General features: G+C 73.4%; 14 protein-coding genes. 10 read left to right on the forward strand and 4 right to left on the reverse strand.

Annotated elements, in window-relative coordinates; all coding sequences use genetic code 11:
• The first annotated feature begins 58 nt into the window (after window positions 1-58).
• The 3 genes from ABT053_RS22985 to ABT053_RS22995 all read left to right on the forward strand — a co-directional run bounded on the left by ABT053_RS22985 (window position 59) and on the right by ABT053_RS22995 (window position 4,799).
• Window positions 59-2,038: an N-6 DNA methylase gene (locus ABT053_RS22985; protein WP_350971138.1), complete on the forward strand. Its 1,980-nt coding sequence runs from the start codon at window positions 59-61 to the stop codon at window positions 2,036-2,038.
• 25 nt (window positions 2,039-2,063) lie between these two features.
• Window positions 2,064-2,957 (forward strand): serine/threonine-protein kinase, encoded by an 894-nt coding sequence (locus ABT053_RS22990; RefSeq protein ID WP_350971140.1) that lies wholly within the window; start codon window positions 2,064-2,066, stop codon window positions 2,955-2,957.
• A gap of 960 nt (window positions 2,958-3,917) precedes the next feature.
• A complete protein-coding gene (locus ABT053_RS22995) occupies window positions 3,918-4,799 on the forward strand; it encodes a LysR family transcriptional regulator (protein WP_350971142.1) in 882 nt (293 codons plus the stop codon).
• Window positions 4,800-4,936: 137 nt separating this feature from the next.
• Here ABT053_RS22995 and ABT053_RS23000 read toward each other — a convergent pair whose 3' ends face one another.
• Window positions 4,937-5,545 (reverse strand): class I SAM-dependent methyltransferase, encoded by a 609-nt coding sequence (locus ABT053_RS23000; protein WP_350971144.1) that lies wholly within the window; start codon window positions 5,543-5,545, stop codon window positions 4,937-4,939.
• A gap of 134 nt (window positions 5,546-5,679) precedes the next feature.
• Between ABT053_RS23000 and ABT053_RS23005 the strand changes: the two genes are divergently transcribed.
• The 3 genes from ABT053_RS23005 to ABT053_RS23015 all read left to right on the forward strand — a co-directional run bounded on the left by ABT053_RS23005 (window position 5,680) and on the right by ABT053_RS23015 (window position 8,919).
• A complete protein-coding gene (locus tag ABT053_RS23005) occupies window positions 5,680-6,957 on the forward strand; it encodes a sensor histidine kinase (RefSeq protein ID WP_350971146.1) in 1,278 nt (425 codons plus the stop codon).
• Window positions 6,930-7,589 (forward strand): response regulator transcription factor, encoded by a 660-nt coding sequence (locus ABT053_RS23010; RefSeq protein ID WP_350971148.1) that lies wholly within the window; start codon window positions 6,930-6,932, stop codon window positions 7,587-7,589. Before ABT053_RS23005 ends, ABT053_RS23010 begins: the two co-directional genes overlap by 28 nt.
• A gap of 340 nt (window positions 7,590-7,929) precedes the next feature.
• Window positions 7,930-8,919 (forward strand): MBL fold metallo-hydrolase, encoded by a 990-nt coding sequence (locus ABT053_RS23015; RefSeq protein ID WP_350971149.1) that lies wholly within the window; start codon window positions 7,930-7,932, stop codon window positions 8,917-8,919.
• A 69-nt stretch (window positions 8,920-8,988) separates the two neighbouring features.
• Here the strand turns inward: ABT053_RS23015 and ABT053_RS23020 are convergent, their stop codons facing one another.
• Window positions 8,989-9,372: a phosphopantetheine-binding protein gene (locus tag ABT053_RS23020; RefSeq protein WP_350971151.1), complete on the reverse strand. Its 384-nt coding sequence runs from the start codon at window positions 9,370-9,372 to the stop codon at window positions 8,989-8,991.
• 94 nt (window positions 9,373-9,466) lie between these two features.
• Window positions 9,467-16,528, reverse strand: coding sequence for a non-ribosomal peptide synthetase (locus tag ABT053_RS23025; protein WP_350971153.1), 7,062 nt, complete (start codon window positions 16,526-16,528; stop codon window positions 9,467-9,469).
• 484 nt (window positions 16,529-17,012) lie between these two features.
• Here ABT053_RS23025 and ABT053_RS23030 point away from each other — a divergent pair, with 484 nt between their 5' ends.
• Both ABT053_RS23030 and ABT053_RS23035 read left to right on the forward strand, forming a co-directional pair.
• Entirely contained in the window at window positions 17,013-18,524 is a 1,512-nt protein-coding gene (locus ABT053_RS23030) for a condensation domain-containing protein (RefSeq protein WP_350971155.1), read from the forward strand.
• A gap of 186 nt (window positions 18,525-18,710) precedes the next feature.
• Window positions 18,711-19,496 carry a tyrosine-protein phosphatase gene (locus ABT053_RS23035; protein ID WP_350971157.1) on the forward strand — a complete coding sequence of 262 codons (786 nt, stop codon included), beginning with the start codon at window positions 18,711-18,713 and terminating at the stop codon, window positions 19,494-19,496.
• Between the two features lie 84 nt (window positions 19,497-19,580).
• Here the strand turns inward: ABT053_RS23035 and mshA are convergent, their stop codons facing one another.
• Entirely contained in the window at window positions 19,581-20,858 is a 1,278-nt protein-coding gene (mshA, locus tag ABT053_RS23040) for a D-inositol-3-phosphate glycosyltransferase (protein WP_502991832.1), read from the reverse strand.
• A 738-nt stretch (window positions 20,859-21,596) separates the two neighbouring features.
• On the opposite strand from mshA, the gene ABT053_RS23045 reads away from it, so the two are divergent.
• Window positions 21,597-22,607, forward strand: coding sequence for a hypothetical protein (locus tag ABT053_RS23045; protein ID WP_350971160.1), 1,011 nt, complete (start codon window positions 21,597-21,599; stop codon window positions 22,605-22,607).
• Between the two features lie 103 nt (window positions 22,608-22,710).
• Window positions 22,711-23,562, forward strand: a complete 852-nt coding sequence (gene mshB, locus ABT053_RS23050; RefSeq protein WP_350971162.1) for an N-acetyl-1-D-myo-inositol-2-amino-2-deoxy-alpha-D-glucopyranoside deacetylase — start codon at window positions 22,711-22,713, stop codon at window positions 23,560-23,562.
• Window positions 23,563-23,597: the final 35 nt, after the last annotated feature.

The raw sequence follows: 23,597 nt of genomic DNA on the forward strand, positions 1-23,597 counted from the left end.
ACTTCACAAGCAAAGTCGTTGTAGACCGTTGCGGCACAGTCAACTACTGTGGCCCTCCATGGAGGAGAGCCAGGAGATCACCGTGAACGCGGGCGACATCGCCCGGCTCGCCGGGGTCGGCAGGGCAGCGGTGAGCAACTGGCGCCGCCGCCACGAGGACTTTCCCCAGCCGGTGGGCGGCACCGCCTCCAGCCCGCTGTTCTCCCTGCCCGAGATCGCCGTGTGGTTGCGCGCGAACGGCAAGTCCTTCGAGGTCTCGCTCGGCGACCTGGTCTGGCAGCGGATGCGCACCTCGGTCGACGACCTCAGGCTGGGCGAGCTGGTGGCCAGGGTCGGCGCGTTCCTGCTGTTCCTGCGCCGCGAGCCCACCGCCTGGCGTGATCATGGTACGAAGTCTCTCACCCGCGTGGCCGAGGTGACGACGGATCTGCCCGGTTCCGCCGATCTCCGCCTGGACGACCTGGCCCTCGTCCGGCTGGTCGCCGAACTGGCCGCCGAGCACGGTCCCCTGGAGGTCTTCGAGTTCCTGTTCGGCCGCTACGCCGAGGCCCACTCCCGCCAGCTCCCGGTCACCAGGGACGACGTGGCCGCGCTCATGGTCCGGCTGGCGGCCGGGGACGGGGGCGTCGTCCTCGACCCCGCGTGCGGCGTCGGGACGCTCCTGCTGGGCGCGGCCTCCCGGGCGAACCCTCCGCAGGACTTCCGGAAGAACGCTTCCAAGGCCCCGGGGACGGGTGTCCCGGCGGGACGGCGGACCGTCCTGATGGGGCAGGAGATCAACGAGACGAACGCGCTGCTCACCGCCGTACGCGTGCTGCTGCGCGGCGCCGAGGCGCGGATCGTCGCCGGTGACTCCCTGCGCGAGGACGGCCTGGCCGGTGAGCCCGCCGACGCCGTGGTCTGCGATCCGCCGTTCAACGAGCGGGTCTGGGGGCACGAGGAGCTCGCCGGCGACCCGCGCTGGGAGTACGGCCTGCCGCCGCGCGGGGAGTCGGAGCTGGCCTGGGTGCAGCACTGCCTGGCCCGGGTGAGGCCGGGCGGCCTGGTGGCGATCCTGATGCCCCCCGCCGCCGCCGGCCGCCGTCCCGGCAAGCGGATCCGCGGCAACCTGCTCCGGGCCGGGGCGCTGCGGGCCGTGGTGACGCTGGCGCCCGGCGGCCCCGACCTGTGGATGCTCCGCAGGCCCGACGGCGGGCGTCCGCCGTCCCAGCTGCTGGTGGTGGACGCCGCCGAGGACCTGTCGATCGTGGAACCCGCCTGGCGCGCGTACGTGGCGGACCCGGAGGCCGAGCTGTCCGGCGAGAGCCGGACGGTGCGGATCATCGACCTGCTCGACGACGAGGTCGACCTCACCCCGTCCAGGCACCGCCCCCAGCACGGCGGCCTCGACTTCCTGCGTGACTTCACCGACGCGCTGACCAGGTTCAAGGAGACCTCGGCGCTGCTGCCGGACGCCACTCCCGCGCTCCAGCCGCTCGCCGAGCGGCAGGACCTGCCGACCACCACGGTCGGCGAGCTGGCCAAGGCGGGCCTGATCACGATCCTGCAGGCTCCGGCGAGGATGTCCGCGGACGAGGGCCCGCTCCCGGTGCTGACCGCCGACGACACCGCGGCGGGCGCGCCGCCCTCGGGCCGCACGACCCTCGACCCGGCCCTGGTCATGATCAGGCCGGGTGACGTGGTGACCACCGCGCTGGGCGCGGTCAGGGTGATCACCCACAGCGGCGCGGCGCTCGGCCCGCAGCTCACGCTCTACCGGGTCGACCCGCAGCGGCTCGACTCCGGGTTCCTGGCCGGGTTCCTGCGCTCGGCCGACGCGGCGAGGATCCATCCCAGCTCCAGCCGCCTCGACGTGCGACGGGCGCGGGTGCCCATGCTGCCCCTGTCCGACCAGCGGATGTACGGTACGGCCTTCCGTGAGCTGTTCGAACTGGAGGACAGACTGCGCGAAACGCGGACGCTGGGGGAAACGCTGCTCCGGCTAGGCTTTGACGGACTGGTCGACGGTCATCTCCGGCCGTGCGACCAAGGGGCGTGACGCCCGCAGGTCCATGGGAGGGTCGATGGTCATCGGCGACCGATACGTGCTCGACGACCTTCCTCTCGGCCAGGGAGGCATGGGGGCCGTCTACGGCGGCCACGACAAGCATCTCGACCGCAGGGTGGCCGTCAAGTTCCTGAAGTTCCTCACCGGCCCCGACGAGGAGCTGAAGCGGCGCTTCCTGCGCGAGGCCCGCATCCTGGCCAGGCTGGAGCACCCCGGCGCCCCGGTGCTGTACGACTTCGGCACCTTCGACCAGCGGCTGTTCCAGGTGATGCAGTTCATCGAGGGCGTCACCGTGGCCGACGTGGTCAGCGAGCACGGCCCGCTCCCGGTGCCGTGGGCCGCGGCGATCGCCGCCCAGGCCTGCGCGGTGCTGACGGCCGCCCACGCGCTGTCCATCTACCACCGCGACCTGAAGCCGACCAACCTGATGCTCTGCCCCGACGGGAGCGTGAAGGTCCTCGACTTCGGCCTGGCCGTGCTCCGCGAGTCGGGCTCGACCCAGTTCACCCGGGTGGGCCAGATCCTCGGCACCCCGTCGTACATGGCGCCCGAGCAGATCCAGCGCGGCCTGTCCGGCCCCCGCAGCGACCTCTACGCCCTCGGGTGCGTGATCCACGAGATGCTGACGGGCCGCCAGCTGTTCACCGGCCCCACCGAGTACGCCGTGTTCGAGCGCCAGGTGAAGGAACGCCCGGCGGAGGTGCCCGGGGTCCCCGACGAGCTGAACCGCCTCGTCGCCGAGCTGCTGGAGAAGGACCCCGACGACCGCCCCTCGGGCGCCTACGTCCTCTACGAGCGGCTGCAGCCCTTCGCGGTGGACCTGCCGATGCTTCCCGGCTTCCTGCACCCGTCGTCGGTGCCGAGCCCGGGACGGATGTACGCGCGGATGGTCGGCCGGGTCCTGGGCTGACGGGCCCGCGACCACCCGGCCACCGGGCGGGCCGGGGCACGGCTCCTCGCCCGCGCCTCTCCGCCGAGGGCACCGGGTGACGGCTCCCATGGTGCTGTTCCGATGTCTCTGGCCCCATTTATCGGCATTTTCGGTATGTAATACAGGTCGCTCAGGTCGCTGCGGGGGTTGTAGGTGCAGTAGTAGTCGCGCCAGGGGTACAGGGCGTGCGCGCTGACCTCTTCGTACAGGCAGATGTAGCAGCTCCGGCTCATGACGTACGTGCTGCCGGGGCGTACGGAGGTCGGGAGGTCGCAGTCGTCGAAAGCGGCCGACGCCGGGTCCCGCACGGCGCCGCCGATCACGGCCGCGCACCTCGGCGCGCCCAGCACGCTCAGGCCGAACGACAGCACGACGCTCGCACCCGCGAGCGCGATCACCCGTGCGAGGTTGCCCTTTTCCACGAATGTTCCTTCCTGTACTTGATGTGTGCCGTGTAGTCACGGCGTCCGCGGGAGCCGATCTCCGGCCGGACGACGCCCCGGCCGAGGGCGGTGACCGCTCCCGTGACCTCGCGGCCTCGCGGCCGGGGACAGGTTGGGCAGCGGGCGGAGGGGTAAGGGCCGAGCAGTGAGCCGAGGCCGGAGAACCGGGCTTCACGTGCGACGACTCCGATGACCTTGGCCGGTCCGGCCCGGAGCGCGTCGAGCTCGATCGGCGGTGACGGGGCGTTCACCACGGCGGCGCCGGCGCGCGACGGGCCCTGGGAGAACCTCAGGAGACATCAGGAAAGCTCAGTAGAACTCAGGAGAGTGGGGTGGCACGGATCGGGCTTGACGCGGCTTCCGGCTGGTCAGCGGGCCGCGTACAACCGCCTGGACCAAGCTTTCATCAGGTTTCGCCATGCGTCCAAGGCCTGTTCCGAGGTCATCGATGCCCTCCGGGCATCGATGAACGCGATCAGGCGGGAGTGGTGCTCGAATGGATCTCGATCTGCGCAAGCTGCGCTACTTCGTCGCGGTGGCGGAGCGGCTGCATTTCGGCCAGGCGGCCGAGGCGCTGCACATCACGCAACCCGCGCTCTCCCGGCAGATCAGACAGCTCGAACATGACGTGGGCGTCGCACTCTTCGCCCGTACCAGCCGGGAGGTCGCCCTCACTCCCGCGGGCGAACAGCTCCTGCGTGACGCGGGACGGCTGCTCGCCGCCAGCCACGCGGTCCGGGACAGAGCGCGCCGCGCCGGTGAGGGCGGGCACCACCTGACCGTCGGGTTCATGCTCGGCATAGACACCGCTCCGGCCCTGCGACGCTTCGCCGAGCGCCACCCCGACGTGATCGTCCACCTCAAACGCCTGCATTCGAAGGACCGCAGCGAGGCCCTGCTCGACGGCCGCGTCGACGCCGGCCTCGTCCGGCTCCCCCTGATCTCCGATGGACTGAGCACGATGTTCCTGTACACCGAGCCGTTCACCGTCCTGCTGTCGGCCGACCACCCCCTGGCGGCCAAGGCCTCGCTGAGGCTCGACGACATCGCCGACGAGCCCCTCCTGCACTACGCCGACGCCGACCCGGCGTGGAACGCCTTCTGGAGGATCGACCCGCGCCCCGACGGGACCCGGCCCCGCTCCGGGCCCGCCGTGCACGACATCGAGGAGATCGTGGAGTACGTCCGGGTGAGACGTGGCGTGGCGTTCCTCCCGCCCTCGATCAACTTCCTGTTCCCGCGGTCCGACGTCGTCTACGTCCCGGTCGCCGACGCCCCGCCGAGCACGGTCGTGCTGGCCTGGGAGAGCGCCCGGCACTCCCCCTTGATCACCGCCCTGGCCGAGGTCGTCCGGGAGACCGTCCACCCCAAGCGGTGAGCCGTAGACCGGCCGCCCAGGCGGTAAGCCGGAGGCCGGGCGCGTCGCCCGCCCGGCCGCCGCGGAGGTGACGGCCTCGAACTCGCGGGCGGCCCGTCCGGCTCGCGGCCGGGCGGACCGGGCGGACCGGGCGGAGGCTAGCGGACGATCGGCCTGCGGCACACGTACGCCACCCCGGGAGGCAGGTTCCGCCAGACGGGCCCGGTGGTCAGCACCTCGTCGAAGGCCGCCCGCAGCCGCAGGCGCAGGGCCCTGGCCCCGGCGAGCGGCAGGGCGGACAGGTAGGTGACGGTCGTGAACGCCCCGGACGGCGCGAGCGCCCGGCCGACGCCCGCCAGGATCCGCTCCTGCCGCTCCCCGGGGAACAGCGACCAGGGCAGCGTGCTGACGACCGCGTCCACCCGGCCGACCCCGGCACCGGCCAGGAGCTCGCCGAGGTCGGCGGCGTCGCCCTCGATCGTCTCCATCCAGGGTTTCGTCCGGCGCAGGTGCGCGGCCATGCCGGGATCGATCTCCACGGCCAGCTGGCGGGATCCCGGGGCCAGCCGCGCCCGGATGGCCTCGCTGATCGGGCCGGTGCCGGCCCCCAGTTCCACGACCACCGACGGGCCCAGCGCGGGGACCACCGCGCTGAGCGCCCGGCCCAGCGCCGGGGAACTCGGGGCGATCGCGCCCACCACGCGCTGCCTGCGCACCGCCGCCGTCAGGAATGTCCGCAGGTCCGCGGGTGCCGCCGTCTTGTTCATGGCTCCCATCAGACCGCCAAGGGGGTACGGCCCGCAGGGCGCCGGGACCTAATCTTCCAGGTATACCTGGCCATACCTCCGGAGTAGGTCTGGCCAGGTAGAGAGCGTTCCCGCACGGGCCGTACTGTCGGGTGATGCGATCGCGGGCGGCCTGGCAGGCGCTCACCCGGTGGAACCTGCTCGCCACGTGGTGGCCGTGGCGCTCGGTGGCGTACCTGCTGACGAGCGTCCTCGTCGGCGCCGTCACGCTCGTGGTGGTCCTGGTCTGCCTGGCCGTCGGCGCGGTGCTGACGCTGGTGGTGGTGGGCATCCTGTTCGTGGTGGCGCTGGGGTTCGGCGGGATACCGGTGGCCGCGCTGGAGCGCCGCCGCCTGCGGATCATCGACTCCGAGCCGGTGGAGTCGCCGCACCGCGAGCCCGACCGGCCGGGGCTGCGCGCGTGGGCGCGGACGCGCTTCGGCGAGCAGGCCACCTGGCGGGAGCTCGCCTACACCGGCCTGCTGGTCACCGTGCTCTGGCCGATGGAACTGATCGCCCTGGTGTACGGGATCGCCGGTCCGGTGCTGGCCATGTACGCGCCCATCGCCGTCCAGGAGGACGGGGAGGTGAGGCTGCTCAAGTTCTGGCTGATCAGCGGTTATCCCGAGGCGTTCCTCGCGGCGCTGCTCGGGGTCGTCCTGCTCGTGCTGTTCTCGTACCCGCTGACGGCGCTCGCGGTGCTGCACGGGCTGGTGGCCCGCGCGCTGCTCGGTCCCCGGCAGAGCGACGAGGCGAGGCGGGTCGTCGAGCTCACCCGATCCAGGTCCCGGCTGGTCTCGGCCTTCGAGGCCGAACGCCGCAGGATCGAGCGGGACCTGCACGACGGCGCCCAGCAGCGGCTGGTCTCGCTGACCATGACGCTCGGCCTGGCCAGGCTCACCCGGGGGGACGAGACGGCCGAACTCGTCGGCAGGGCGCACGAGCAGGCGAAGCTCGCGCTGGCCGAGATCCGCGACCTGATCAGGGGGATCCACCCGCAGATCCTCACCGACCGGGGGCTGCCCGCCGCCGTGGCCGACGTCGCCGACCGCTCCCCCGTACCCGTGGAGGTCGTCATGGCGCTTCCCGCGCGGCTGCCCGAGGTGGTGGAGGCCACCGCGTACTTCGTGGTGTGCGAGGCGCTGGCGAACGTGGCCCGGCACAGCGGGGCCGGGCGGGCCACGGTCACCGGGCGGACGGACGGCGCCCGCCTCGTCGTGGAGATCGGCGACGACGGCGTGGGCGGCGCCGCCGCCGCGGAGGGGAGCGGGCTGGCCGGGCTGGCCGACCGCGTCTCGGTCGTCGACGGCAGACTGGTGCTTTCCAGCCCGCCCGGCGGGCCGACCCTGCTACGCGTGGAGATCCCGTGCACCCCGATCGATCCCTCAAGGTAGTCCTCGCCGAGGACGGCGTGCTGCTCCGCGCCGGGCTGGTCGAGCTGCTCGCCCGGTTCGGGCACCGGGTGGTGGCCACGGCCGGTGACGCCGCCGGGCTCGTGGAGGCGGTGCGCGAGCACGCCCCCGACATCGTCGTGACCGACGTGCGGATGCCGCCCGGCTTCACCGACGAGGGCCTCAGGGCCGCGGTCGCGCTCCGCGCGGCGGACCCGCGCCTGCCCGTGCTGGTGCTGAGCCAGTACGTCGAGCAGACCTACGCGTCCGAGCTGCTGGACTCCGGTGACGGCACCGGGGTCGGCTACCTGCTCAAGGACCGGGTCGGCGACGTGGAGGAGTTCGTCGACGCGCTGCGCGACGTGGCCGGCGGCGGGACGATCGTGGATCCCGAGGTGGTCAGGCAACTGCTACGCCGCCGCCGCGATCCGCTGGAGCGGCTGTCCCCCCGCGAGCGGGAGGTGCTCGCCCTGATGGCCGAGGGCCGCTCCAACGCGGCGATCGCCAGAGCCCTGGTGGTGTCGGAGGCCGCGGTCGGCAAGCACATCGGCAACATCCTGACCAAACTCGACCTGCCACCGGCCGAGGACGACCATCGCCGGGTGCTGGCGGTGGTGACGTACCTGCGGGGCTGAACGGCCGAATGGTCTCCGGGAGGTGCGGACGGGAGGCGGACCGGCGGAAGGCGCGGCCCGGCGGAGGCACGGACGGGCGGAGGCGCGGACGGGAGGCGGACCGGACGGGAGGCAGACCGGCGGAGGTACGGACCGGCGAGGCCCGGGGGCGGGAGGACGCGTGGTGGGTGCATCCCCGTGCGCCCGGCCGCCTCGGCCGACCTCAACCTCGACTTCGACCTCGACCTCAACCTCGACTTCGACCTCGACCTCGGCCTCGACCTCGACCTCAGCCTCGGGATCGGGATCGGGATCGGGATCGGGATCGGGATCGGGATCGGGATCGGGGAGAATACGGCCCGTGGAAGGTCGATGGGTCGAGGTGGCGGACCGGGTGCTGGTGCGGCGGTACGCCGAGCTGGACCTGTCGGTGGGGCTCGTCATGGGTGACGGCGGCTGCCTGGTGGTCGACACGCGGGGCGACGAGCGGCAGGGGGCGGAGCTGCTCGCGGAGGTCAGGCGCGTCACCCGCGACCCGTGGACGGTGGCGATCACCCACTCGCACTTTGACCACAGCTTCGGCACCCGGTCGTTCCTCGGCCGTCCCGTCTGGGCGCACGAGGACTGCCGCGCCGACCTGGTGGAGAACGGCGGCCGGGCCAGGGACGAGTGGGCACGGTACTACCGGGACCTGGGGCGCCCGGACATCGCCGACGACATCGCGAGGACCGAGATCGTGCCACCGGACCACCTCGTCACCGACCGGGCCCGGCTGGTCGTCGGGGGCCGCCCGATCGTCCTGGCCCACCTCGGCCGAGGCCACTCCGGCAACGACCTGGTCGTCCACGTGCCGGACGCCGGGGTGACCTTCGCCGGGGACCTGGTGGAGAACGGCGCGCCACCCGCCTACGAGGACGCCTACCCCCTCGAATGGCCCGCCACGGTCGCCCGGTTGCTCGACTTGCCCGACCTGCTCGACCTACCCGCTCTGCCCGACAACGGCCCCGACGCCGCGTCCCTCTCCGGTCACGGCGACCCGACCGCCCCCGGTCACGGCGACCCGGCCGTCGGCCGCCCCATCCCTGGCGGTACGGCCGACCCCGGGCACGGTCATGGTCACGATCACACGGTCGCGTCCGTCCCCGGCCGGGGCGGCGCGGTCGTCGTTCCCGGTCACGGCGACCCGGTCGACCGCGCGTTCGTCGTCGCCCAGCACGCGGAGATCTCCGCCCTGGCCCACCTCTGCGAGCGGGTGACGGCGGGGTCCCTGTCCCCCGCCGACGCCGTGCGCCTGTCGCCGTACCCCGAGGAGACGACCAGGATCGCCCTCGGCCGCGCGGGTCACCCCTGACGGGGCGGCCCCCAAAGATCCCCGAAGGCCCCCAAAGGCTCCAAGGCCTCCAAGGGCTCTAAGGGGCGCTCAGGGGCGGGTGAGGTCCGTCAGGTAGGTGGTCAGGGCATCCAGGTCCTGGAGGAACCAGGTGTCACCGCCAAAGTCGATCATGATGTCCAGCTCCGCCTCGATGGCGTCGACCAGGCGGATCGTCGCGATCGAGGTGATCCCCATGGCGACGAACGAGCTGTCGGAACGGAGGATCTCCTGGGCGGAGAGCTCCCCGTCGCACGCCGTGGACAGGGCCCCGGCCAGCCACACCCGGAGGGAGTCCCCGGAAAGGGGGACGCCCTCCCCCGTCGTTCCCTCGGGCCGCTCGGCCAGCGCGGTCTGACCGGTGGAAACGGCGGAGACGACGGGCTCCACCGGGTCGGCCTGACCCGCCGGACCGGCGACGTCTGGGTGACTCATTCGATACCTCCAGTGGGGGAACCCCGGGTTCCGGTCCCGGGAGGGCGTCGGGTTCTCCCCAGGCCGCTCCTCATGGGGAGCGGGCGGGGGGTGGTCAGGAACCGTCCGTGCCGAGCATCCGGGCGACCTCCTCGTCCGTCAGCTCGGACAGCTCCTCCATCAGGATCCGCTCCACCACGACCGCGAGATCGGCCACCGTACGGTTCCTGAAGAGCTCTCGGACGGGAACGTCGATCCCGGCGGCCTTGCGCAGGCGGGAGCCGACGCGCACGGCGAGCAGCGAGTGGCCGCCCAGCGCGAAGAAGTCGTCGAGCGCGCCGACCTTGCCGACCCCCAGCACCTCCTCCCAGACGCCCGCCACGAGGAACTCGGCGTCGTTCCTCGGCTCCACGAAGGGCCGGTCCCCGGCGGGGTCGAGGCCGGGCGCGGGGAGCGCGCGGCGGTCGATCTTCCCTCCGGTGGTCACCGGCAGCTCGTCCAGGGTCACCCAGACGTCGGGGACCATGTACGGCGGGAGCGCCACGGCGAGGTCGAGCCGGAGCTCCTCCGGGTTGGCGGAACCCGCGACGTAGGCGACCAGCCGGTCCTCACCGGCGGTCACCGCCGCCTGCCGCACGCCCGGGTGGGCGAGGAGGCGTCCCTCGATCTCGGCGGGCTCGATCCTGAACCCGCGGACCTTCATCTGGTCGTCGACGCGGCCCAGGAACTCCAGCAGGCCGTCCGGGCGCCACCGGACCAGGTCCCCGGTGCGGTAGAGCCGCCCCGCCTCCGGATCGTCGACGAAGCGCTCGGCGGTGAGGTCCGGACGGCCGAGGTAGCCCCTGGCGAGCCCCGCGCCGCCGAGGAGCAGCTCCCCGGGGACACCGGGCGGCACGCGACGGAGGGGCTCTCCCGAGGCGCGCCGCGAAAGGTCTCCGGAGACGCCCGGCGTCGTGCGCGGGAGCTCTCCGGAGACACCGGGCGTCGTACGCAGGGGCTCTCCGGAGACGCCCGGCGTCGTACGGAAGGGCTCTCCCGACGCACCGGCCGGTGCGTGGTGGCCGCGGGGGTCGGCGACGACCGCGAAGGTGCCGCCGACGGGCCGTCCGATCGGCGGGCGTCCCTCGGTGTCGGCGGAGCCGAGGTCGGCCGCGGTGGCGATGATCGTGGCCTCGGTGGGCCCGTAGGTGTTGACCAGCCGGACCCGGTCGCCGAACCGCTCCCGCCAGCGGGCCACGGCCTCCGCGTGCACCTGCTCGCCGCCGAGGATGACCAGCCGCAGCCGTTCCGGCCAGGCCACCTCGTCGATCTGGTCGACCAGCCGGTGCCAGTAGGCGGTGGGCAGGTCCAGCACGGTCACCTCGCGCCCCCGGGGCCCGGCGAGCACCTCGGGAAGGGTGACCGCGCCGCCCGGCAGGAGTTCGAGGGCCGCCCCCGAGGCCAGCGCGGGGTAGATCTCCTCGGCGTGCGCGTCGAAGCCGAGCGCCGCGAACTGGACCACGCGGTCTCCCGGCCCCAGCCCGTACGCCTCCCTCATCCAGGCCACCCGGTCGGCCAGGGCCCGGTGCTCCACCACCACGCCCTTGGGCTGCCCGGTGGAGCCCGAGGTGTAGATCACGTACGCGGCGTCGTCCCCGTCCGCGAGATGCGCAGTCTCCTCCGGCTCCCCCGGCTCCAGGTCGTCCAGGACCAGCACCGGGACGTCCACCGGCGGCGGTCCCTCGGGGCGGCGGGCCGTCACCAGGAGAGCGGCCCCGCTGCCGGACAGGAGCGTCCCGACCCGCTCCGCCGGGAGTTCGGGGTCGACGGGCAGGTAGGCGCCACCGGCGCGCCACACCGCGAGCAGTGCCGCGACGACGTCGATCGACCGGTCCGCGAGGACCGCGACGACCGTCTCCCGTACGACACCGTGCCGCCGGAGCAGCGCGGCCAGCGAGGCGACGCGGAGTTCCAGGCCCGCGTAGGTCAGCGTCTCGTCACCGCAGCCCACCGCGGTCGCGTCCGCGTGCGAGGCGGTCGCCTCCGCGACGAGTTCCGGCACGAGGGGACCGGGGACGTGGGCCGTCGCCTCCTCGTGGACGCGCAGCCGGGCGTCGTCCTCGTCGGTGCGCAGCGGCAGCGCGGAGAGGGCCCGGCCGGGATCGACGGCGACCGCGCGGCACAGGACGGCGAACCGGTCCGCGAACCGCGCGGCGGTCTCGGCCTCGAACAGCTCCGCGTCGTAGCCGAGCACCAGGAAGAGCCCGTCGTCGTCCCGCCACATCTCCAGCATGAGGTCGAACTTGGCCTGCCGGTACCCGGCGTCGAAGAACTCCAGGTCCAGGTCGGCGAAGGAGTCCCTGGTGCCGTCGTCCTGGCTGTGCAGGATGGCCATGGTCCGGAAGAGCGGCGTACGGCTCAGGCCGCGCTCCACCTCCAGCTCCGTCGCGAGCTTCTCGAACGGCACCTCCTGGTAGGCCATCGCCTCCAGCAGGACCTTCCGCGTGCGCCCCACGAGGTCGGTGAAGGCGGGATCTCCCGACAGGTCGCCCCGGAGGACCAGGGTGCTGGCGAGATAGCCGACGACCGGCTCCAGCTCGACGCGGTCCCGCCCCGCGTAGGAGGAGCCGACCATGACGTCGTCCTGGCCGGTGTGGCGGGCCAGCAGCACCTGGTACGCGGCGAGCAGCACCATGAAGAGGGTCGCCCCGCACTCCTGGGCCACCTCCTCCAGCCGCGCGGCGAGACCGGCGGGCAGGCGGAAGGGGTGGAACCCTCCTCTGTGCGCGGAGACCAGCGGGCGGGGACGGTCGAGCGGCAGTTCCAGCACGGGAGGGTCGGCGAGCCGCTCGCGCCAGTAGCCGAGCGCCGCCCCGTCGTCGTGGCCCCGCTGCCAGAACGCGATGTCCCCGTACGTGATCGACGGCTCGGCGAGACGGGGGTCGGTCCCGTCCCTGCGCGCGACGTACAGGGCGGTCAGGTCGTCGGCGAGGACGTTGAGCGACCAGCCGTCACCCGCGATGTGGTGGAGGGTGAGGCAGAACACGTGGTCGCGCTCGGCCAGGCGCAGCAGGGTGACCCGGAACGGGGGCGGGCCCGTGAGGTCGAAGGGGGCGTTGGTCCGCTCCGCGACCAGCCTCCGCGCCTCCCGTTCCCGCTCCGCGAGCCGCTCACCGCCCGCTCCTCCCCTCGACAGCCGCTCGCCGCCCTCTCCTGCGGCGGTCCCTTCCCCCGCGAGCCGCTCGCCGTTCTCTCCTCCAGCGGCTTCTCCACCCGCGAGCCGCCCTTCCGGTACGTCGCCCGCCGGTCCCTCGCCGGTGAGGTCGAGGTACTCGATCAGCGGACCGGTCGCGGGGTCGGTGATCGCGACCGGCCCGCCGTCCACCTCCGGGTAGCGGGTGCGCAGGGTCTCGTGCCGCGCCGCCAGGTCCCGGAGAGCGTGTTCCAGCGCGGCGGTGTCGAGATCGCCGCGCAGGCGCCAGACGGTGAACATGTTGTACGCCGCGTCGTCCGGATCCAGCCGGTGCATGAGCCAGAGCCGCTCCTGCGCGGGCGAGAGCGTGGGCGGCGCGCCCTCGGGGCGCGGACGCAGCGGGGCGGCACGACCGTCGCGGTCGTCCGCGGGGCCGGATGCGGCGGCGCCGACGGCCTCGGCGAACCCGGCGATCGTCGGCCGGCCGAACAGCTCCCTGACGGGTACCTCCACGCCGAGCAGCGCCGCGATCCGCGCGGTGACCTTGACCGCGAGCAGCGAGTGCCCGCCCAGGCCGAAGAAGTCGTCGTCGGCGCCGAGCCGGCCGACGGCCACGTCCAGCACCTCGGCGAAGATCCCGGCCACCTGTCGTTCCAGGTCGCTCTCCGGCGGGCGGCCGTGCCCCGCGGACGGCCTGCCGGGCGCGGGGAGCGCCTTGCGGTCGACCTTGCCGTTCGGGGTGAGGGGCAGCGCGGGCAGCGGCACCACGACCGCGGGGACCATGATCGCGGGCAGCGACCGCGCGACGTGCTCCTGGAGCCCGGCGAGATCCGGTCCATCAGCGGTCGCGCCAACTCCGCCCTCGGTATTGGTGCCCGAACCGGTTCCGGGCCCGCTTCCGGCTCCGACTCCGACTGCGGGCGAGACCCCGACGACGTACGCCACCAGGATGTCGTCGACGATCGCGGTGACCGCGCGGGAGACTCCCGGGTGGGTCTCCAGGGCGGCCTCGACCTCGCCCAGCTCGATGCGGTGGCCTCGCAGCTTCACCTGGCCGTCGGCCCGGCCGAGGAACTCCAGCCGCCCGTCCGCCAGCCACTTCACCCGGTCGCCGGTCCGGTACAGACGCGATCCCGGGGGGCCGGACGGGTCGGGCAGGAAGCGTTCGGCGGTCAGGCCCGGCCGGTTCAGGTAGCCCCGGGCCAGCCCCGTCCCCGCGATGAACAGCTCGCCGACCACCCCGATGGGGACCGGGTCGAACCTCTCGTCGAGCACGTGCACACGGGTGTTGTCCAGCGGCCTGCCGATCGCCACCGCCCCGGGCTCGATGGGCACCGGCTCGTGGGTGGACCAGATCGTCGTCTCGGTGGGCCCGTACACGTTCCACATCGTTCGTACGCGCTCTCGCAGCGCGCGGGCGAGGGCGGGCGGCAGCGCCTCGCCCCCGGCCAGGGCGGTCACCCTCGGCCCGTCGAACCCCGCGTCGAGCAGCGCCCGCCAGCCCGACGGCGTGGCCTGGACGTGCGTCACGCCGTGCGCGGCGGCGAGCCTCACCAGCGCGAGCGCGTCCGGCGCCTCCGCGCTGCCCGCGACGACCACCTTGCCGCCGCTGACCAGCGGGAGGAAGAACTCCAGCACCGAGATGTCGAACGACAGGGAGGTGAGCGCGAGCCAGACGTGGCCGGGCCCGGCGCCGAGCAGGCCCTTCATCGCGAGCAGCAGGTTGACCACGGCGCGGTGCTCGATCGCGACCCCCTTGGGGCGGCCCGTCGAGCCCGACGTGTAGATCACGTACGCGAGGTCGTCCGGCGTCGCGAGCGGCGCGGGAGGCGTGCCGGGTTCGTCGGCGAAGGCCAGCGGGTCCTCGATGAGCAGGACCCGCGCGGTGTTCCCGGTGTTCCCGTCGCTCCCGGTGTTCCCGTCGCTCCCGGCGTCCTCGGGGAGCCGTCCGCGGACGCTCTCCTCGGTGAGGAGCAGTTCCGCGCCCGAGTCGCGCAGGACGAACGCGAGGCGTTCGGCGGGGTAGTCCGGGTCGAGGGGCAGGTAGGCGCCGCCCGCCCTCATCACGGCCAGCAGCGCGACCAGCATCTCCAGCGAACGGGTGGCGCACACGGCCACCACGGCGCCGGGCCGCACGCCCTCGCGCCGCAGCCGGTTGGCGAGCCGGTTGACGCTCGTCCCCAGTTCCGCGTACGTCAGGCTCCGCCCCCCGCACGTGGCCGCGACCGCCCCGGGCTCGCCCGCGACCAGATCGTGGAGGGTGGTCTCCGGGCGCGGGACGGCGGTGTCGTTCCAGGTGGTGAGGGCCAGCTCGCGCTCCTCCTCCGGGGGGAGGCCGAGCTCCGACAGCCGCGTGCCGGGGTCCGCGACGGCCCGGCGCAGCATGGCCGCGACGTGCGCCGCCATCCGCTCCGCCGTGGCGTGGTCGAACAGGGCGGTGCTGTAGACGAGGGAGAGTTCGAGGTCGCCGTCCCGCCGCCCGAACTCCAGCGACAGGTCGAACTTCGCCGACCGCGCGTCGCCCAGGTCGACCGCCTCCGCGGTGACGCCGGGCAGGGCGAGGGCGGTGTCCTGGTAGTCGTGCAGGACGAGCTGGGCCTGGAAGAGGGGCGTGCGGCTGAGGTCCCTGGGGACGTTCAGCTCGCTCACCAGCCGGTCGAAGGGCAGGGTCGCGTTGGTGTACGCCTGAAGAGCCGAGCGACGGACCCTGACGAGCAGTTCCCCGAAGGTCGGGTCGCCCGACAGGTCCCCGCGGATCACCAGCGTGTTGAGGAAGAGCCCGATGAGCGGCTCCAGCTCGTCCTTGTCCCGTCCCGCGATCGGCGTGCCGACACAGACGTCCTCCTGGCCGGAGCGGCGCGACAGCAGGACCATGTACGCGGCGAGCAGCACCATGAACGGCGTGGTGCGGGTGCGCCGGGCGAGCTCGTCGACGCCCCCGGCCAGCTCGGCGGGGAGCCGGAGCAGGGCGCAGCCGCCCTCGGAGGTCCTGACCGCGGGACGCGGCCGGTCCGTCGGGAGCTCCAGCGTCGGCGGGTCGGCGAGCCTTCGCCGCCAGTGACTGAGCTGCTCGTCAGCCGCGTCGTCCGGTTGCCCGCGCTGCCACAGCGCGAAGTCCGCGTACTGGATCGGCAGCGGCGCCCACGACGGCCGGTCACCGGTGGGGAACGCCTCGTACAGCGCGGCCAGCTCGCGCGCGAACACGCCGACCGACCAGCCGTCGACGGCGATGTGGTGGAACACGATGTAGATCGCGTGCTCCCGCTCGGACAGGCGCAACAGGCCTGCCCTGAGCGGCGGCTCGCCCGCCAGGTCGAACCGCCGCTCGATCTGCTCCCGGACGAGCCGCACGGTCCGCGCCTCGCGTTCCGCCTCGGGAAGATCCGACAGGTCCAGCAGCTTCAGGTACGGCCGGTCGTACCCCTCGTTCCCCTCGGTCCCCTGGTCTCCCCGGTCTCCCCGGTCTCCCCGGTCTTCCCGGTCTTCCCGGTTTCCCTGGTTCCCCGGGTGCCCTTGGTTTCCTTGGTTTCCCGAACCGGCCTCGTCCCGCGCTCCGAACCCACCCCGTGCCCCGATCTTCCCCCGTACCTCTGTGTCGCCCCGCGCCCCGGTCCCGTCTCGTACCCCGGTCTCGCTCCGTGCTCCGCTCTCGCCCCACGCTCCGGTCCCGTCCCAGGTCCCGGCCGCGCCGGTGTACGGCCGGTCGCCGGGCGGGCGCGGCTCGTCGACGACCTGGACGGGAGCGCCGTCCCTGCTCGGGAAGCGGGTCCGCAGGATCTCGTGCCTCGCCACGATCCCGGCGATCGCCCACTCCAGGGCGTCCGGGTCGAGCGGTCCCCGGAGCCGTTCGGCGATGAAGACGTTGTGGGCGCCGCCACCGGCGGCCCCTTCCAGCCGGTCGAGGAACCACATGCGTTCCTGGCCGAACGAGAGCGGCAGCTCGCGGATGCCATCGGGCCGGGGAGCGATCCCGTCCCGCGCGTCCCCCCGCGCGAGCATGTCCATGCCTAAACCTCCCGCCGGAGAGGCGCGGGAGCCGTTCTCATGACGGCCTCCCCACTGGCAGATCTCGAGCCCGAAAGGAGATTCCTCATAATCACGACAAAAGACTGTCAGATAAAAACATAAATCCGCAAGGAGTAGACATTTACCCCCGGATATGGATACCGCCTTCGAGGGAGGCGCTGACTTCGTTCCGGACCGCCCGGAACGCCGCCGAGCGTACCGCTGACATCATGTTGCCTGACACTAGTTGCCGGTGCCCGGGCCGCGAGGGCGGGGGGTGGGTGGTTGACCGCGCCGACGCCGGGAGTGTCTGATTCATTGTCGGCGAGCGGCTTCACGGGCGGATCACGCGGCTCGCGGAATCGCGCCGGACGCGGTCCGGGCGTTCGCCCACGACGTTCTCTCCCTCCGCCCGGCGTCCCGTCCGAACCATTGTCGGCCTCCGGCCCGGGGAGAGATTTCCGATATTCGAAGGCGGGGGCTTTTGTTGACCGGACCCGGCTGGTCTCCGGACGCGAGGGTGGTGCGTGACGGGCCGCTCACCTGGGCCCAGCACGAGTGGGTCCAGTGGATCCCCACCGACACGGACACCTCCTACGAGGACAACATCTGCGCCGCCGTACCGGGGCGGGACCTGCCCACCGGCCAGGTCGTCACGGCGGTACGCGACGTCCTCGCCCGGCACGAGGGGCTGCGGTCGCTGGTCCGCCGCGCGGGCCGTGAGGACAGCCGCCAGTACGTCTGCCCGGTCGACGACCGGCTGGACGAGGTGGTCCAGGTGATGGAGGACGAGGCGTCGTTCAGGCGGCGGTTCGACACGCCGTGGCGGCGCACCTGCTTCAGGATCGGCGAGCAGTGGCCCGTCAAGGCCGTGCTGGACACGACCGGTGGGCGCGTACGCCGGATCGACCTCGTCGTCGACCACGTCGCGATCGACCCGTGGGGGATGCGGGTCCTGTGCGACGACCTGAACCACGCGCTCCGCGCGCGGGCCGCGGGCCGCGAGCCGTTCGGCTCCGGTGGCCCCGGCAGGCCCGGCGGTCTCGCCGTCGAGCAGCCGATCGACGCCGCGCTCGCCGAGGCCTCTCCCGCCGGGCTGGCCTACCAGCGGCGAGCCCTGGGCTACTGGGAGCGGAGGCTGGGCGAGATCGGCAAGGCGCTCGACGGCCACGTGCCCTTCGCGCCCTCACGGGCCTCCCTCGGGCAACCCGGCGAGTCACAGCCCGGCGGCAAGTCAGGTGCGTCCGGGGTGTCCGTTCAGGGGGAGTTCCGGTCCTGCTGGCTGGCGTCCCGCCGCGCGGGACGGGCGGCGGGCGCCATAGCGCGGGCGACGGGCGTCTCCCCCTCCGCCGCCTTCCTCCTCGCCTTCGGCGCCGGCGTCTGCGCGGTGGAGCGGTCGTCGCGGGCCGGGATCTTCGCGATCTCGGCGAACCGCTTCTCCGCCGGGGCGGGACGGTCGGTGCGCAAGGCCACCATGACGATGCCCATGCTCCTGCCCGCCGTGTCCAACGTGTCCGCTGTGTCCGCCGAGTCGCCGGGGACCGCGTACCGCAGGGCGCTGGCGGACTGCGCCGCCCAGCAGCTGTCCGGCCACCGGTTCGCCAACGCCGACCCGTATGCCACGGAACGGATGTGCGAGGAGATCCTCGGCGACCTGTACAAGACCGGGGTGGCCTACCCCCGGTTCAGCTATATGGACGAGGGGGTCGCGGACGACCTCAACACGCTGTGGCCTGCGGGCGACGACGGGTTCCCCGGCGACGAGGACGACCGGGTCGTCACCTTCTCACCGCCCCGCCCGCTGGGCGCCCGCTACATGATGACCGTCCTGCACCGCCCCGCGGGCGCCGTGTTCAGCCTCCAGTGGAGTGACGCGACCGGCTGGGGGGAGACCGCCGAGGACATGCTCCTGTACATCGAGGACCTGATGGTCTGGGCCGCGTCGGAGTGCGCGGGGGACCCTCCGGCGCTCGGCGTCACGGGCCCGGCGACCTGACGCGGGACGTCCGCCGCGCGAACGGCGACGACGTGACCGCCACGCACACGGCGATGGCACAGACACCGCGAGAACGGCGGTGGCACGGCCGTCACGCACACCGCGCCGGCACGATCATCGTGAGAACGGCGGTGGCATGATCGCCGTGAACACGGCAGCGGCACGACGAGACGCCGGGAGGCCCGCATGGACGCTCAACGTGACGACCGAGGTCACGAAGGACCGGCTGCCTCCGGGGACGCCGTCGTCCCGCGAGACCGGCACCTCGACTGGGACGGCTGCCACAACGTCCGCGACCTCGGTGGCATGCGCACCTCCGACGGCCGCGAGACGCGCTGGGGCGCGCTCGTCCGCTCCGACGCCCCCGAGCGCCTCAGCCCGGCCGGGTGGCGGGCGCTCGCGGACCACGGCGTCCGCACGGTCGTCGACCTGCGCAACGACGGTGACTGGCGGGGTGAGGAGGTACGCCGTCCCGCCGGTCTGACCACCGTGCGCGTGCCGCTGGACGACCGGGGGGACACCGAGTTCTGGTCCGGGCTCGCCGAGGGCCTGTACGGCACCCCCCTGTACTACCGGCCCTTCCTGGAACGGAAGGCGGAGCGGTGCGCCGCCGCGATATCGGCGATCGCCCGCGCCGAGCCCGGCGGGGTCGTCGTGCACTGCATGGCGGGCCGCGACCGCACCGGGCTCGTCACCCTGCTGATGCTCGCCCTCGCGGGCGTGCCGGCCGCCGACATCGCCGACGACTACGAGCTGAGCGCCGGGCGGCTGCGGCCCCTCTTCGTCAAGCTCGGCGAGGCCGACGAGAGTCCCAGGATCGAGGCGGCGCTCGCCCGCGCGAACACCACGGCCCGCGAGGTCATCGTGGCCACGGTGGAGTCGCTCGACGTCGAGTCCTACCTGCGCGGCGCCGGGCTCGGCGAGGCCGACCTGGCCGCCGCCCGCGCCCGGCTCGTCGGCCCCGCCACCTGAGCGGCACCGTCCGACCACGTCTGCCACCACCCGGACGACACGGCCCGCCGCGGCGGCCCTGGATGACACGACCCGCCACCCCCGTCACCCGGACGGGGTCGCCACCCGGGCGGCGTCGGCGTACACCTCCGTCAGCCTGTCGACGGCCTGGTCCCAGCCGAACCGGGACGCGTGGGCGAGCGCGCCCGCGCCGAGGGCGCGCAGCAGCCGGGGCGCGGCCACGAGGTCGCCGAGCACGCGGGCGTACGCGGCCGGGTCGTGCCCGTCCACGAGCACGCCGGAGACCCCGTCGCGCACCGCGGTGCGGAGGCCGCCGACGGCCGCGGCGACCACGGGGGTGCCGCACGCCTGGGCCTCGACGGCCACCAGGCCGAACGTCTCGGCGTGGGAAGGCACCACGACGGCGGTCGCCGCCCGGTACCAGTCGGCGAGCCGGGGCTGCGGGCAGGGCGGCTCCAGCCGTACCTGGCCGGTGATGCCGAGGGTGGCGGCGAGCTTGCCCAGGTGGTCGGGGCGGCCCCAACCGGCCCCGCTGGGCCCGCCCACGACCGCCACGACGAGGCGCCCGGCGAGGCCCGGGTCGCGCCGGATCATCCTGGCCGCGGCGTGCAGCAGGACGTCCGGCGCCTTGAGCGGCTGCACCCTCCCGGCGAACAGCAGCACGACCGCGTCCGGCGGGAGGCCGAGCGCGCGCCGGGCCTCGGCCCGCGAGCCGGGGCGAAACAGGGACAGGTCGACGCCGGGATTGACGGTCCGCACCCTGGCCGGGTCGGCCCCGTACAGCGTGACCAGCTGGTCGGCCTCCTGCACGGTGTTGGCGACGAGCCGGTCGGCGGCGGCCACCACCTCCGTCTCCCCCGCGATGCGCCCGGCGGGTTCGGGCGCGTCGCCCGCCGCGAGCGAGGCGTTCTTCACCGCGCCGAGCGAGTGCATGGACTGCACGAGGGGAACGCCCCAGCACGCCTTGACGACCGCCCCCACCCGTCCGGCCAGCCAGTGGTGGGCGTGCACGAGGTCGTACCCGCCGTCCGGCCCGCGCCCGGCCCCCGCGCGCAGCATCTCGGCGGTGAACGGGCCGAGGGTGGCCGGGAGGTCGTTCTTGTCGAGCTCCCTGGGCGGCCCCGCGGCCAGGTGCCTGACCAGCACGCCGGGGAAGAGCTCGGCCAGCGGCGGCGCGCCCGGGGCGTCGGCGCGCGTGAAGATGTCCACCTCGACGCCCAGCGCCGCCATCCGCCGGGCGACCTCGACGATGTAGACGTTGAGTCCCCCCGCGTCGCCCCCGCCCGGCTGGGCGAACGGGGAAGTAAGGACGCTGACGGTCGCGATCCTCCGGGGAGGGGGAAGGCGTCGCGGCACAGGCATTCACCTCCGCTTGAGCATTCGCCCGGGGCGCGTCGTTCTCCGCTCCCGCGGCCGGGAATCTCCGGTGACCGGAACCCCGGCACCGGTGCCGGGTTCTCGGACGGCGCGGCGCGAGCCGTCCCGCCCGTCCCACCCGTTCCGCCCGTCCCGTCTCCCGGGCGACCGCGCCGTACAGGATCTCGGTGGAGGCGTGCGGAAGTCCGGCGAGGTACGGCTGCCGCACGCGGCGCCCCCGCCGTTCTCCCGGGACGGAATCCGGAAGTCGTGCCCGGCCGCCGCGGGATCACGGGGGGCCGGGTGTGGTCGTCGCGATCCGGCGGTACGCGCCGGTCGCGAACTGTGAATGATCAGACACTCTCGCCCACGACGTCGTCAACCGGTTGACGCCGACGTCACGGCGCAGGACATTGGCAACAATTGGCCACCCCGATGGTGCCAGCGCCCTTGGTGTGCGGTTACGTTCGCGGCCCTCGGAAAAGGCCCGCCGGCGGCTTTCCCGGCTCCCGCCTTCCCGGCTCCCGGCCTTCCCGGCTCCCGGCCTTCCCGGTTTCCGCTCTCCCGGCTCTTGCCGCTCCCCCGGTTCTCCCGGTTCCACCGGTTCTACCGGCCTTCCCTGCCCGCCGGCCCCCTCGGCAGCGATGTGGAAAGCGATCCAGACAGTTCTTCACAACTATCTAGCAATGTTGTGCAATTTTCTGGCACACTCTGGCAAGAATAGCCGCAAGGGGGATAAGGCTTGTGGGTGGACTATCTGACCAACTACGTGCCCTGGACGAGGACACCGCCTCCGTCTACTTCAGGGCGCTTCACAGGGGCCACATCGGTACGGCCCGCGACGTCGCCGAAGAGCTCGGCCTCGACCCCCGCACCGTCGAGGACGCGATAGAACGGCTGACCCGCCTGCACCTGCTCCGCCCGGAGCCGGGACATCTGACCAACCTCGTACCGGTGAACCCGGAGATCGCCGCCGCCTCGCTGATATCGCCGATGGAGACGGAGATCCACCACCGGCGCGACCTGATCACCGGTATCCGTACGCAGATGCACTCCCTGATGCACGGATACGACGAGGTGCAGCGCACCAGGAAACCGGCGAACCCGGTGGAGTCGCTGCCCGACGGCGCGGCCGTGCGCGGTTCGCTGCACATGGCCGCTGCGGCGTGCGAGCGCGAGATGCTGAGCGTCGAGCCGAACGCGCCCTCCTGGGCCGACCTCGACGACACGCTGACGCGCAACCTCGCCATGCTGGAACGGGGGGTGCGGCTGCGGATGCTCTACCAGCACAGCGCCCGCGCCGACCTGCCCACCAGGGGGCACATCAAGAAGCTCATCGCGGCCGGTGCCAGCGTGCGCACCACGCCCCAGCTGCCGAACCATCTCGTGATCTTCGATGGGGAGATCGCCTTCATGTCCCGGCCGGGCGAGGAGGGTGCGGCGCCGGGGGCGGTCGCCGCACGCGACCTGTCCGTCGTCGGGTTCCTGTCGGAGGTCTTCGAGCACCTGTGGAACTCCGCGACCCCCTACTCCGCCTCCGACCTGGGCTACCAGGGCGCGACGGACGAGATACAGCACGCCATCGTCACCTTGCTGGCCCAGGGCTTCACCGACGAGGCCGTCGCCCGCAGGCTGGGGATGTCCGTGCGCACCTGCCGCCGCCACATCGGCGCGCTGCTGCAGAACCTGAGCGCGGTGAGCCGGTTCCAGGCCGGGATCCGGGCCGCCGCGAGCGGGTACGTCGACGCGCGGTGACCCCCGCCGGGGCCCGGTGACGGGAACCGGCGGGGGTCACCCCGAAAACGGCGTTCACCACGAGAACGGCGTTCACCACGAGAACAGAGAGCCGAGCGGAGCCATGCCGTACGACCGTCGCATTCTCCTCGTCCACGCCCATCCCGACGACGAGTCCATCGGGACGGGCGCCACGATCGCGAGGTACGTCGCCGAGGGCGCGCACGTCTGCCTCGTGACGTGCACCCTGGGCGAGGAGGGTGACGTGGTCCCGCCCGAGCTGGGCCACCTCGCCGCCGGGCGGGAGAACCGGCTGGGCCCGTACCGCGTGGGCGAGCTGGCGGTGGCGTGCGCGGCCCTCGGCGTGGCCGACCACCGCTTCCTCGGCGGGCCCGGACGCTGGCGCGACTCCGGCATGATGGGCTCGCCGTCCAACGACCACCCGGACTGCTTCTACCGCGCCGACCTCGACGAGGCCGCCGCTGAGCTGGTCCGCGTCGTCAGGGAGGTCAGACCCCATGTCATCGTCACCTACGACGACAACGGCTACTACGGCCATCCCGACCACATCCAGGCCCACCGGGTGGCGTGGCGGGCGTTCGAGAAGGCCTCCGACCCGTCCTTCGGCGAGGGCGAGCCGTGGCGGCCCTCCCGGTTCTACGTCACCGCCATGCCGCTGGACGAGCTGGAGCACGTGGTGGGCACCGGGCCGTTCAAGCGGGTCGGCTCCGTCGAGGAGTTCGGTTTCGGCGTCCCCGGCGAGCGGGTGACGACGCGGGTCGACGCGAGGGCGCACCTGGGCGCCAAGATCACCGCACTGCGCGCGCACCGCACGCAGCTGAGCGTGGACGGCCTGTTCTTCGCGCTCTCCGACAACGTGGGGCAGCCCGCGCTGGGCATGGAGTACTACACGCTGCTGTCGGGGGAGCCGGGCCCGCCCGGCGAGGACGGCCGCGAGACCGGCCTCTTCGGCTGACCCGCCCGTCCCGCACCGCGTCCACGCGCGGCGAG

It is taken from the genome of Streptosporangium sp. NPDC002524 (assembly GCF_040295985.1).
GTDB lineage: Bacteria > Actinomycetota > Actinomycetes > Streptosporangiales > Streptosporangiaceae > Streptosporangium.